Genomic DNA, 12,561 nt, shown 5'->3' on the forward strand with positions numbered 1-12,561 from the left:
ATGGGCGTTTTGGTGGTGTAGAGCTTGGCATGCGCCACCTTGCAATAGGTGTCGACGTAGGTCTGCTGATAGATCCGCCCGACGCCTTTGAGGGTGCCTACATAGAACGTGTCCTGTGACCCGAGATAGCCTGGGTGAGCGGTCTCGATCTCGCCGCAGGCTTCATCGTCCAGCTTCTTCTTTTCCAGCGCCTGCACCTGCGCTTCGGTCAGGATGGTGCCTTCTTCGGCGACCTTGGCCTCCAGTGCCTTGAGCCGGGTTTTGAAATTCGCCAGATCGTGCCGCAGCCAGATCGACCGGACACCCGAGGGCGAGACAAACACACCCAGTTTGCGCAGCTCGTTTGAGGTGCGGGCCTGGCCATAGGCCGGGAAATCAGTGGCGGATTTGATGACCGCTTGTTCCGTGACTTCGTCCACCCGGTTCGCCAGATTGGGCTTGCGCCGGGTGCGCTCGAACAGCGCCTCCACGCCGCCGTCTTCAACCGCCGCCTTATAGCGATAGAATGTGTCCCGGCTGTAGCCCATGACCTGGCAGGCTTTCGACACATTACCCAATTCCTCGGCCAGGTTCAGCAGACCGGTTTTGTGTTTGATGATCTTGTCGGTAGTATTCAACATCGTGGTTTCCTCGTTTTGTGGTTGGGTTTGCACCACCATCAAAACGGGCAACCATCATCTCCTTCAAGAGATGCGCCGCCCCCGTTTCAGCTTGCTGAGAAGGGGGCGGTGTCAGATCACATCAAGACTAATTCAGTTTAGCCGAGTTGAAAATCCAACGCCGGGTTGATCTGAGAGGCTGCGCCCAACCCACCGTCAACGGCCAGAATTTGACCGTTGACGAAACCGGCTCCAGCGTCGGCAAGGTAGACTGCCGCCCGGGCGATATCCTCCGGTTCCGCCATGCGCCCCATCGGATGCCTTCGATTAGTGGCATTTTCGGCATAGGCCGGGTCGGCCTCCTCCTGAAACAGCTCGACAGAAAGCTCGGTTCGCGTCCAAGTCGGCGCCAGAGCATTGCAACGGATGCCCTCGGGCCCGTGTTCAATTGCCAGGGCCTTTGTAAAACCATGCACCCATGCCTTGGAGGCGCTATAGAGCGGAAGGCCGTAGTCGGGTGTGATCCCGGCAATGGAGCCGATGTTGACGATCGCACCGCCGCCCGCAGCGCGCATCAGCGGTAGCGCTTGCGCACAACACAAGAATACGCCGCGCATATTCACATCCGAAAGCATCGTGAAATCCTCTTCGCTGCAATCCTCAACAGATTTGGCCAATTGCGCGCCTGCATTGTTGATCAGCACGTCGAGACCACCCCAACGAGTTTTTGCCGCATCAAACAGGCGGGCGACCTCCGGAGCAGAAGACAGATCTGCGTATTGCCAATGCAGCCGAGGGTGCGCAGCCCAGTCGCCGTCCGGCGCAGTGCCGCGCGCCACCCCGATCACCTCGGCACCCTCTTCGAGGAAAGCCTGCGCAATTGCCGAACCAATGCCACGGCTCGCGCCGGTCACGACCACCCTTTTCCCCCTGAGTTGCCCCATACTCCAGCTCTTCCGTCACATCCTTGGCAATGGTCCGAAGCTGGCCGCCGCGTGTGCAGGCGTATCCGGGCGTCAGAACCTGATCAATCCGGGGCAGTTCGGGCGGCAGCGGATTGCGTCTTGGTTTGGCCTTCTGTCCTTCGGCGTCACCGTCAGGAACCTCTTCACCTGCAACCTGCGTTGCCGCTGTTTCTTCTTCCTTAAGCCTGAGCTGAAGCTGATCCAGGCTTTCCGACTTTGCTCCGCCCCGTGGCCGGATTTTGCGCCGCCGTTGACACACCGCCCTCCTTGCCGTCCCACGGCAGTTCGTGGAGGGTGCAGATGCCATTAAAGTAAACGATGATTTAGGGCATTGGTGCCTTCCCCAAGGCCCAATGTCTATTTTGCCCAATCGAGCAGGCCGTGTGTTGTTGACCGGCAAGGGCCACGCTCATCAGGCGCGGCCCCTTGGACCTTACCCGGTCTTAGAACGGGGCAAACCCGTCAGAGGCGTTCTGCGGCATGGTCCAGCGCTCCTGGGGACTGAGGCAGCTGGAGCCGGAGTCTTGCGGTGGAATCTGTCCGTACTTTCCATAAAGCCAAAGCACAAAGTTGTACCGCTCTCCGCTTGTGATCGGTTCGGACGCATGCGGGACACTGCCATGGTGGATCAGAGCCGTGCCAGGAGCGAAGGACAGCTTTTTGACCTGTCGGGTCCGGTTATCATAGAAGCTGACGGCTGAACCGGAAAACTCCTCTCCGGGTAGGTTCAGGTTGATGTTCAGCGTCACTGAAGACGCGTCCGTGTGAGGCCGGAGAGACGTATCTTTGTTCTCCTGCCAGCGGATGGAAAATCCGAAGGTCTGGCTGTCATAGCCGGGAATATCCGGGAATAGCAGGCGCGAGACCGGCCGCATGTAGCTGTCCATTAGATCCCGGTAAAACGTCTGAAAATTCGGTGCGGCCAGATAGCCTTCGGAACGGGGATCCAGCAGGGCGCCACCACGGTTCAGAACGATGCCATAAGGCGGGCGCAGCGGGATTTCTGCATTGGCCACCTTATCGAGGTAGCCGCGCAGGACGCCCAGGCGTTCAGGGTCGAAGAACTGGGCTGCATAGACACCGGGGAATACCTCTTCCCACAGGTCTTTGACGGATGCTTCCGTAGTGGGGTCAGCCCAGGCCTGTACGATCGCCGCACGCAGGCGAGGGTCATATAGGGATTCGTCCAGCGCTGCGGCGCGGCCTTCTTCCTCTTGCTCCCATCTCGCCCAGGCGGATTTAAACAGGTCGCGGTTCCGGTGCCAGAAGTGCTGTACTGAGGGCGAACGCTCCAGCATTTCTTCTCTACTGGGCCGGGCAACGGCCCGTGCTTGTTCAAGTGAAGTCGGTGACATGGTTGATCTGCCTTTGTTTCAGGCCGCAAGGCCCTGATTGAGGGGCAATAGCGCACAGGCCCTACCGCCAGGATTTCCGGCAACCGCTTGCTGCTTGTGCGTTCGGTGGCCCCGTCGCCTCTCCGCAGTGAGCGTGGTGAAATTGTCGTAGTTCATTCTTGTCCCCAATCTGGCTGGGCGCCTTTCCTTACGGTGCCGCAGAGGTAGCGTTCCGGAGGCGACGCGGTGAAAGAGCGATGCAAATGCTCTCCTGCCAGTGACACTAATGCCCATTAAGAATGATATTAATCTGCAATTTCTCGCTTCAGAATTTCGATATTCAATATAGTTTCGGGGCTTATGGGTGCGGCGCAAATAAGGGCTGCGGTGAGCGGGTTCCTTTCAGCACTGTGTGCCGATGGGTTCCGCAGGGGCATCCAGCAGGTTCGCGACCTGTTCGGAAACCAGAATGCTGCGTCGGAGCGGCTTGCAAAGGCTTTCGATGCGGCTGGCAATATTGACCGCTTCGCCGATGACGGTGAAGTCCAGCCGCCTGGAAGCACCAACATTTCCGAAAAATACATCGCCAGCGTGTAGCCCGATTCCGCTCTTAAGCGGCGGCAGTCCTTGTCGGCGGAGGCTTTCTTTGTTGGTCTGCCGCAGTTGTCTGATTGCCTCGCGGGCCGCGCAGACTGCAGCACAGGCAGCACTGCGGCGATCACCAAAGTCTTTCACAGGAAAGATCGCCAACATGCCATCCCCTATGAACTTTAATACATCGCCGCCATGTGCTGTCACGGCCTCAGCCATGACCGAGAAATAGCTGTCCAGCATGGATGCCAGCACATGGCTGTCTAAAGTGTCGGCGAGCCGGGAATAGTCGCGCATGTCCGATTGCCAGACGATGGCGTCCACGACGACGCCAGTGCCGCGCTTAATGGTACCCTTGACCACCTTGCTCCCCGCCTCGCGTCCCAGGTAGGTGTATGAGATGTTCTCCGTGATCTTGATCGCAATGTGCCGGTCCACATGCAAGGCGAACAATTTCAGTAGCTGGTTTAGGATTCGGATCTGGCTGTCTGCAAAGCCGCCCGTCTGCCGGGTCGCCAACGTAACCGCATTGAAGCGTTCGCAACTGGCTGACAACGGAACTGCCAAGTATTCGGTAAAACCCTCGGTTTGCAAGGCTTGCATTAGTTTGCTTTCGGCTATCTGCCTAGAGCGACGCAGCTGTACCTTGACGGTCTCGCCATGCTCCATCGCGCGATACAGCGGGTTTTTCCTGTAGGCGTCGGTTTGCAGAACCTCTTCGCTGATTTGGATTTCGTCGCAAAAACCGTCTGTTCTGCTCCAGTTCCAGGCATAGCCCAAGGCTTGTGGATGCAGTGTGCCGACGTTCAGACTCAACCGGCTGACGCCAAGGTCCGCCTGGGCAAGAAAGCTGACAAAACCTTCGATCAAGCCGATCATGCCGGATGTGCGGGAGGCGTCACCGAGCAGCCACTGGCTGATAGCCTCCGCATCGGTGTGATTTCCTGGCTCTACCGGCAGATGACAGCGTCGCAACAGGCTGACGCCGGGAGGATAGTCTCTCGTGGACGGGTCCAACCTCTTGGTACTTGCCGACGGGAGGCGGGGAGGTTTGGAGTGGATTGCCATGAGGGCGCTACCTTTTCTACGGCAAAGAGAAAGGATGGGCAGCGCAGCCGGTTTTGGTGCGCTGCCCGCAGCAGTTTTAGCGGAACGGCCCGCTTAGATGTCGACGACAACCTTGCCGATGGCCTCTCCGCTGGTCAGGCGGTCATAGGCCTTGCCGACCTCGCTGAAGCTGAAGGACATCTCGTCAAGCAAGGGCGTCAAGGCGCCGGCGTCGGTGATCTCAGCCAGTTTGGCCAGGAAGTCGCCATGCTCCTGGCGCTTGTGATCGTGGATCATCGGGAGCAGCATGAAGATGATGTGGAGCGACAGCCCTTTGAAATGCGCGGGCGATAGGTCGAGCTCGAGCAGTGCGACAGTCGTTGCGACATGCGCATTGAGCGCCGCCGCCGCAAAGGAATTGGTCAGATTGCCGCCGCCGACGGTGTCAAAGATCTTCTCGAAGCCAGCGCCGCCGGTGTATTTCCCGACGTATTCTGCAATCGGTTCTTTCATGAAGTCGATCGCCGTAGCGCCGTAGCCTTGGATGGTCTCGATCTGCGCTGCGCCGGTGCCGGTCGAGTAGACGTCCGCACCAAGATGCCGGGCCAGCTGAACTGCCAGATGGCCGACACCTCCGGCACCGCCCTGCACGAGAACCTTCCCGCCCGCTTTCACGCCGGCCCGTGCGAGGCCTTCCCAGGCGGTGATCCCGACCAGCGGCATTGCGGCGGCTTCCCGCATTGAGAGGGTCTTTGGCTTGTGGGCAATAAGGCGGGCATCAGCGGGCATGTATTCGGCCAGAGCACCTTGCAAGTCCAGCAGGCCGCCGGCGCAGCCATAGACTTCGTCACCCGGCTTGAAACCGGTCACGCCTTCGCCGACCGAGTCGATCGTGCCTGCAAAGTCCATGCCCAGAACGGCGGGCAGTTCGGGGGAGAGCGGAAGGTCCTTGCCCATGCTGCGGATCATCGTGTCGACAGTGTTCACGCTGGTCGCCGCTACGCGGACGACAACGTGGCCTGGCTTTGCTTCGGGCTTTGCGATCTCTGCGGACACGAACTTGGCGTCGGCGCCGTATTCAGTGAGGGTCATAGCTTTCATCGTGCGTCTCCTGGTGGAAGTTGATGAGGATTAGCTAGATCATCTCTGTGCCCATGATAACTGAGTAATCTATTGCTTCAGTTTTTCGATTTTCTATATAAATTCGCTCGCCGGGCTCGGGTGGCTTACCCATACCTGAATGGAACCCGCCCGCTGGCCCGGACCGGAAGCCCTTACAAAACGGTTGTATCGGGCAGCGTTCCAAACTGTCTCAAACTGTCTCGCCATGAAACATGTAAGCCCTTCGAGGCCCGGCTTGCCGGTCTACCGGATTGCAGTGCTGGGTGCTCTCCCCGCAACCTCTGGACAGTTATCTGAGCGGCACGTCAGCCGCAGTTCTGGGAGGAGCAGATGATACCAACACACGAAGAACAGCATTGGATGTACCGCAACATGGTCACGAGCCGGAGGTTCGAGGAGGCCATTGCGGGAATCTATTTCGAAGGTAAATCGCCGGTTTTCAACATGGCCAACGGTCCGATACCCGGCGAGATGCACCTGTCCGACGGGCAGGAGCCGGTGGCGGTGGGTGTCTGTGCGCACCTGGCTCCCGAGGATGTGGTCACGGCCACTCACCGCCCGCACCATCAGGCCATTGCCAAGGGTGTGGATCTCGACCGGATGGCGGCAGAGATCTTCGGTAAGAAGACAGGTCTGTCCGGCGGGCGCGGCGGGCATATGCACATCTTTGATGCGGATGTGAATTTTGCTTGCTCGGGCATTATTGCGCAGGGCATGGGCCCCGCCGTCGGCGCTGCGTTGTCGCGCAAAATGCGCGGGCTGCCGGGCGTCGCCGTTGCTTTCGTTGGCGAAGGTGCGGTCAACCAGGGCGCCTGGCACGAGGCGATGAACCTGGCCGCGGTCTGGAACCTGCCCTTTGTCTGCGTGATCGAGGACAATGCCTGGGGCATTTCGGTTTCGAAAACAACCTCAACCGCGATTGAGAACAACGCCGAGCGCGCCGCGGCCTACGGCATCCCGGGCCAGCGGGTCGAGGGCAATGACCCGTACGCCATTTACGAAGCAGCGGGCGAAGCCATTGCGCGCGCTAGGGCGGGTGAGGGCCCCAGCCTACTGGAAGTCGAAACCTACCGTCTGGCGGGCCACTTCATGGGCGATGCAGAAGGTTACCGGCCCGAAGGCGAGAAGGATGCGCTGCTGGAAAAGGATCCGATCCCGAAGATGCGGGCGCGTCTGTTGTCCGAGGGCGCGGCCACGGAGGCGGAGCTGGCTGCGATCGAAGCCGACAGCTCGGCCCGCGTGGACGCCGCCATCAAATTTGCCCGCGAAAGCGAAGATCCGGCCCCCGAAGACGCGCTGACAGCCGTCTTTGCCTGAGCCTGAGGGAGGAAAACATGACCAAATCGAACGAAAGAAAGCTGACCATTGCCCGCGCCATGGCCGAAGCGGTACAGCAGGAAATGCAAATCGATCCTTCCGTCTTCGTGATGGGAGAGGATATTGGCGCGCTTGGCGGTGTTTACGGCAACACCCGCGGGCTGCTGGAGGAGTTCGGCCCCGAGCGGGTGCGCGACACGCCGATCTCGGAAACTGCCTTTATCGGGGCCGCAGTGGGGGCCGCGCAGGATGGCATGCGCCCGGTCGTTGAACTGATGTTCGTGGACTTCTTCGGTGTCTGCTTTGATGCTATTTATAACCTGATGGCCAAGAATACCTATTTCTCCGGTGGGAAATTCAAGGTGCCGATGGTGCTGATGACGTCCACCGGCGGCGGCTATTCGGACGCAGGCCAGCACTCGCAATGCGTCTACGGCACTTTTGCGCATCTGCCGGGTATGAAGGTGGTAGCGCCGTCCAATGCCTATGACGCCAAAGGGCTGATGACGGCGGCGATGCGCGACGACAGCCCGGTGGTCTACATGTACCACAAGAGTTTGCAGGGCATGGGCTGGCTTGGCACCGAACCGGGGGCAACCGTGCATGTGCCGCAGGAAAGCTACACCGTCGAAATCGGCAAGGCGAAGGTCGTGCGCGAGGGCCAGGACGTCACCATCGTCAGCCTCGGCATGGGGGTTCACAATGCGCTCAAGGCGGCGGCCAAGCTGGAAGCCCGGGGCGTCAGTGCCGAAGTGGTGGATCTCGTCAGCCTGGTGCCGCTCGACCGCGACACGATCCGTGCGTCGGTGGCCAAGACCGGCCGGCTGATCGTGGTGGACGAGGATTACATGAGCTATGGCGTTTCGGGCGAGATCATCGCCACGGTGACCGAACATGACATTTCGGTGCTGAAGGCCGCGCCCAAGCGGGTCGCTTTCCCCGATGTTCCGATCCCCTTTGCCCGCGTGCTTGAGCAGCACTGCCTGCCCAACCCGGACAAGATCACCGCAGCCTGGGACGCGATGAACGCGGCCTGACCCGCCATACCCGAAAAACGCAGAAACAGCGGGGTCGCGCATTGCGGCCCCGGACAGAGAAGGAATGCCGAAATGGCTACTGATATCGTAATCCCCTCGGATCTCTGGGAAGAGGATGAGGATACCGTCATCACCGGATGGCTGGCGGATGACGGTGCAAGCGTCGAAGAGGGCGCTTTGATCGCCGAAATCATGACCGCCAAGGTCCAGTATGAAATCCTTGCGCCTGCCTCCGGCACTTTGCGCATCAAGGAGGAGGCCGATGCCGTCGTCGCCAAGGGTGCGGTGATCGGATCCGTCGAATGACCAGAGAGATTAAAACCGTACCGCTAAAAGGCGTGCGTGGGATGATTGCCGATGCGATGGTGGGCAGCCTGCAGACCGCAGCGCAGCTCACCCATCACGGAAGCGCCGACGCGACCGCGCTGCTGTCGGAAAAGGTGCGTCTGGCAGAGGCGGGCACCAAGGTCTCGGTCGAGGACCTGCTGATGGCCGCCGTCATCCGCGCGCTGAAAAGACATCCGGACGCCAATGGCCGGGTTGAGGACAGGGAGGTCAAGCTTTCAAGCGCCATCGATCTGTCAGTGGCGATTGCCCTGCCGGGCAATCTGCTGGTTGCCCCGGCGATCTTTGGCGCCGGAGACATGGATGTATCCGAATTGCGCGCAGCCCGGCAGGATCTGGCTGCCCGTGCCAAGGTCAATAAGCTCAGCGTGACGGAGATGACCGCCGGAACGTTCACCGTCAGCAACCTCGGCCTCACCCGGGTGGAGCACTTTACGCCGATCATCAACGCCCCGCAGATTTGCATCCTCGGGATCGGACGTCTGACGGACAGGGCCGTTCGCGCTGCGGATGGCGGTATCGAGCTGCGCCCGCATGTGGGTTTGTCGCTGACCTTTGACCATCGGGCGCTTGATGGGGCGCCGGCCGGTGATCTGCTGACCGCGATCTGCGAGGAGATCGAAAGGATGGGGCAATGACTGCCGTCCTCAGGGAATTCTCCGACGCCAGAGAGGGGCTGGCCTTTGAGGCCGACCTCCTGAATGCGCGGCAGCCCGTTGCAGGCGTCTGGACCAGCAAGGCCAACATACTTGTCTGCCCGTTCTCCTATCGCAGAAAGCCGGGTTTCCGTGCTGCCGCCGTTGCTTCATCGGGAGACGGCTGGCCTGTCTTGCTCAGGCCGACCGGGGGTGGTGCTGTGCCCCAGGGAGCGGGTGTGCTGAACCTTGCAGTTGCCCTCGCTGTGCCGCGCGGGTTTGCGATTGCAGACGGCTACAGGCTGATAACGGACATCGTCCGCCGCGCGCTTGGTGATGTTGGCTCCGTTATGACCGCGGGCCCTACGCCGAGCAGCTTCTGCGACGGTGACTGGAACCTGTCCATTGCGGGAAAGAAGGTTGTTGGAACCGCCCAGCGGTGGCGGCCGATTGGCGCCGGACGCAGCCGCGTTCTGGCCCACGCGCTGATCCTGGCGGGCGGCGGGATCAAAGCGCGGACTGAAGCGGTCAGCGCTTTCAACGGGGCTATCGGTCTTGGTCCCGTCTTTGCAAAGGCGCACACCACGCTTGAGCGCGTGCAGGGCGGTACCCGGCCGGAGATGGTAAAGCTTGCGCGTGAGTTGCACGCAGTCGCGGTCGAGGACCTGCAAGCAATCGAAACGAGGAGGACCGCCACCCCGGCGGCGTGATCTGAAAAACAGCTGCCGGAGGAGGGCGGCTGTAAAAACAGGGAGGAAATAATGTCCAACAACACGATACACGTTCACCTGAAAATCGGTGTTCCATCTGAAAATACTGCCGGTTTCAGAGCGCTTATGGACGAACTTGTCGAACGCGCCCGGCAGGAGCAGGGCACCTCGGTCTACGAGTGGTACATGGAAGATGACGGCGTCACCTGGCACACCGTCGAGCGATACGCGGACGGTGCCAGCGGAGATTTGCACGTCAAGGGATTTGCAGACCATTACGCTGGCCGGTTTTTCGAACTGGTCGAAGGGTGCGAGGCAATCGTTTCAGACAACGCGACACCCTATATCCGGGGTGTTCTGGAAGCGGTGAAGCCCGGTTATCTGCGCCAGCAGGGCGGTTTCAACCGCTTCTGAACTCAGCCCGCCTTATGCGCGGGCGATCCAGCGGAAATCGAAGGTTCGATGAGTGCGGCCGGGACCCATACGCCTGCGCCGGAGAACCACGTGCGCCTGTACCCAGGCCCTGGCCGCAGTTTCGGCGGTTCCCGCCGATCAAACAGCAGACTTTTTGGAGGAGAAAGTGATGACGCGTACTCACAACGGGTTAAAGCCCGAACAAAATCAATCCGGTGTCAGCCGGCGCAAATTCCTGGTTTCAACCGCGCTGGCAGGTGTCAGTGCCGCAACGGTCATTGGCTCCGCCGGTTCATCCTTTGCCGCTGCATTGGATGAAGATCAGGCCGCCGCTCTGCTGCAAATCGTGCAAGACATCTATCCGCATCCGCAGTTTCTGCCGGTCAGCGTCTACCGGGCCGTGATCGGTGGAGTGCTGGACGAAGCAGATACCACGCCTGAGACGGCAGTGCTGCTGACTGCGGGCTTGAGCGATCTGAACGCACGTGCAACTGAGCTCTACAGCGTGAATTACGCATCTGTCGATGTTTACGACAAACGCGAGGGCCTGCTGCGGGCCATCGAGAACAGCGATTTTTTCCAGAAACTTCGGTGGGCCACCTGGTCCGGAATCTATGTGAACAAGGACCTATGGCCCCGCTTCGGCTACGAGGGATCGTCTTGGGAACACGGCGGCTACATCGACCGCGGATTCAGCGATGCAACCTGGATTCCCGAAGGCCCCACGCTGGAAGAGCGTCTCAAAGCTGTCGGTGCTTGAGCGGATTGGAGGACATATATCATGACTGCAAAATTTGATCTGAACGATGACAGCGTGGTCGTCATCATCGGCTCGGGCGCCGGCGGGGGCACCCTGGCGAACGAGCTGGCGCAAAAGGGTATTTCGTCTGTTGTTCTGGAAGCAGGCGGCGAGTTCGAGTTTGACGATATCGAGAATGACGAATGGGGTATGTTCAATAAGCTGACCTGGCTGGACCGGCGTTATTCGGCCGGCGGCTGGCATGGCACGCAGAACCACCCGACGCTTCCAACCTGGCTGGTGAAGGGGCTGGGCGGCTCCACCGTGCATTGGGCTGCAGTTTCGCTGCGGCTGCATGAGCACGAGTTCATGATGAAGACGGTCAACGGCGAAATCCAGGATGCCAACCTTGAAGACTGGCCGGTGACGCTTCAGGAACTCGCGCCCTATTATGATCGGGCAGAGATGAAGATGGGGGTAACCGGCAAGACAACCGGCATGCCGCATCTGCCGTGGAACAATGATTTCCGTGTCCTCGCTGAAGGGGCCCGGCGGGTTGGCTACAAGGACATCGCGTCCGGGCCGATGGCGATCAATTCGGAAGACCGGGACGGTCGTCCCGCCTGCCAGCAGATCGGCTTCTGTATGCAGGGATGTAAGATCGGAGCCAAATGGTCGACCAATATCACCGAAATCCCGGCAGCGGTGGATACCGGAAAATGCGAGGTCCGCACCAATTCGATGGCCGTTCAGATTGAGCACAACGACAATGGCAAGGTGACCAGTGTCGTCTACGCGGATGCCGACGGCAACCTCCAGCGCCAGAAGGCCCGCATTGTCGCCGTCGCGGGCAATGCAATTGAAACCCCTCGGCTTCTGATGAATTCGAACAGCTCGCAATACACTGACGGACTGGCAAATTCGTCCGGCCAAGTCGGCAAGAACTACATGGTTCACACCAATGGCGGTGTCTACAGTGTCATGCCGGAACGGGTCCATATGCACCGCGGCACCCAAGTTGCCGGGATCGTGTCGGACGAAGCGGTGAACGCGCCTGAGCGCGGTTTTATCGGCGGCTATCACATCGAGAAGCTGACACTGGGCTTGCCTTTCATGTCGCTTTTCCTGCGTCCCGGCAACAGCGGGTGGGGCCGTGACATTACCGCGCCTTTGGAAAAATACGACTATATGTCCGGCGTCTACATCGTGGGCGAGGATATGCCGCAGGAGCAGAACCGCATCACGCTGCATGACGACGAAAAGGACCAATATGGTCTGCCGGTGCCCGTCGTGCATCGTACCCCGCACATCAACGACATGCGCATGCTGGATCATGCCTATGGGGCAATGCGCAAGATTCACGATGCCGTTGGTGCTGAATCGACGCACTACCTGCCGATGTACCCGGCCAGCCACAATATGGGGACGGCGCGGATGCACGAGGACCCAGATAAGGGGGTTGTGAACGGCTATGGCCAGACACATGACATTCCGAATTTGTTTGTGTCTGACGGCAGCACCTTCACCACATCCGGCGCGGCCAACCCGACACTGACAATCGTCGCCCTGGCGATCCGGCAGGCCGAGTACGTCGCCCAGCAAATGGCAGCCAAGAACATCTGAGACAAAGCGTGCCTCACCGGTGCGGTCAGGTCCTCGAGCCTGGCTGCGCTGGAGGTTTGTGATCGTGCGCGCGAAGGGCAGGC

Annotated in this window: 13 protein-coding genes and 1 pseudogene; 8 read left to right on the forward strand and 6 right to left on the reverse strand. The window is 60.0% G+C overall.

All coding sequences use genetic code 11. The features are described 5' to 3' along the window. The 6 genes and pseudogenes from AC0KW6_RS12300 to AC0KW6_RS12325 form a co-directional block, all read right to left on the reverse strand. Window positions 1–620, reverse strand: a 620-nt coding sequence (locus AC0KW6_RS12300; RefSeq protein ID WP_474035008.1) for a helix-turn-helix domain-containing protein, incomplete at its 3' end; no start/stop codon positions are given. A 137-nt stretch (window positions 621–757) separates the two neighbouring features. Then, window positions 758–1,543 (reverse strand): SDR family NAD(P)-dependent oxidoreductase, encoded by a 786-nt coding sequence (locus AC0KW6_RS12305; protein WP_474035009.1) that lies wholly within the window; start codon window positions 1,541–1,543, stop codon window positions 758–760. 94 nt (window positions 1,544–1,637) lie between these two features. Continuing rightward, window positions 1,638–1,871 (reverse strand): annotated as a pseudogene (locus tag AC0KW6_RS12310) (transposase domain-containing protein); the annotation flags it as partial. A 136-nt stretch (window positions 1,872–2,007) separates the two neighbouring features. Continuing rightward, complete coding sequence (locus AC0KW6_RS12315) at window positions 2,008–2,919, reverse strand: 2OG-Fe(II) oxygenase family protein (protein ID WP_474035010.1); 912 nt, start codon at window positions 2,917–2,919, stop codon at window positions 2,008–2,010. 381 nt (window positions 2,920–3,300) lie between these two features. Further along, a complete protein-coding gene (locus tag AC0KW6_RS12320) occupies window positions 3,301–4,557 on the reverse strand; it encodes an adenylate/guanylate cyclase domain-containing protein (protein ID WP_474035011.1) in 1,257 nt (418 codons plus the stop codon). A gap of 93 nt (window positions 4,558–4,650) precedes the next feature. Then, on the reverse strand, window positions 4,651–5,637 hold the full coding sequence (locus AC0KW6_RS12325; RefSeq protein ID WP_474035012.1) for a zinc-dependent alcohol dehydrogenase family protein: 987 nt from the start codon (window positions 5,635–5,637) through the stop codon (window positions 4,651–4,653). Window positions 5,638–5,988: 351 nt separating this feature from the next. Between AC0KW6_RS12325 and AC0KW6_RS12330 the strand changes: the two genes are divergently transcribed. The 8 genes from AC0KW6_RS12330 (at window position 5,989) to AC0KW6_RS12365 (ending at window position 12,478) form a co-directional block, all read left to right on the forward strand. After that, complete coding sequence (locus AC0KW6_RS12330) at window positions 5,989–6,975, forward strand: thiamine pyrophosphate-dependent dehydrogenase E1 component subunit alpha (RefSeq protein WP_474035013.1); 987 nt, start codon at window positions 5,989–5,991, stop codon at window positions 6,973–6,975. 17 nt (window positions 6,976–6,992) lie between these two features. Continuing rightward, a complete protein-coding gene (locus AC0KW6_RS12335; RefSeq protein ID WP_474035014.1) occupies window positions 6,993–8,012 on the forward strand; it encodes an alpha-ketoacid dehydrogenase subunit beta in 1,020 nt (339 codons plus the stop codon). Between the two features lie 72 nt (window positions 8,013–8,084). Further along, window positions 8,085–8,318 carry a biotin/lipoyl-containing protein gene (locus tag AC0KW6_RS12340; RefSeq protein ID WP_474035015.1) on the forward strand — a complete coding sequence of 78 codons (234 nt, stop codon included), beginning with the start codon at window positions 8,085–8,087 and terminating at the stop codon, window positions 8,316–8,318. After that, window positions 8,315–8,995 carry a 2-oxo acid dehydrogenase subunit E2 gene (locus tag AC0KW6_RS12345; RefSeq protein WP_474035016.1) on the forward strand — a complete coding sequence of 227 codons (681 nt, stop codon included), beginning with the start codon at window positions 8,315–8,317 and terminating at the stop codon, window positions 8,993–8,995. The genes AC0KW6_RS12340 and AC0KW6_RS12345 overlap by 4 nt, the downstream gene beginning before the upstream one ends. After that, window positions 8,992–9,702: a lipoyl protein ligase domain-containing protein gene (locus AC0KW6_RS12350; RefSeq protein WP_474035017.1), complete on the forward strand. Its 711-nt coding sequence runs from the start codon at window positions 8,992–8,994 to the stop codon at window positions 9,700–9,702. The genes AC0KW6_RS12345 and AC0KW6_RS12350 overlap by 4 nt, the downstream gene beginning before the upstream one ends. A gap of 51 nt (window positions 9,703–9,753) precedes the next feature. Then, window positions 9,754–10,116, forward strand: a complete 363-nt coding sequence (locus tag AC0KW6_RS12355; RefSeq protein ID WP_474035018.1) for a putative quinol monooxygenase — start codon at window positions 9,754–9,756, stop codon at window positions 10,114–10,116. A gap of 169 nt (window positions 10,117–10,285) precedes the next feature. Further along, the gene (locus AC0KW6_RS12360) at window positions 10,286–10,876 is read left to right on the forward strand and encodes a hypothetical protein (RefSeq protein ID WP_474035019.1); all 591 of its coding nucleotides are present in this window, start codon (window positions 10,286–10,288) and stop codon (window positions 10,874–10,876) included. Window positions 10,877–10,897: 21 nt separating this feature from the next. Continuing rightward, a complete protein-coding gene (locus tag AC0KW6_RS12365; RefSeq protein ID WP_474035020.1) occupies window positions 10,898–12,478 on the forward strand; it encodes a GMC family oxidoreductase in 1,581 nt (526 codons plus the stop codon). Window positions 12,479–12,561 lie beyond the last annotated feature (83 nt).

It is taken from the genome of Leisingera sp. SA215 (assembly GCF_055902035.1).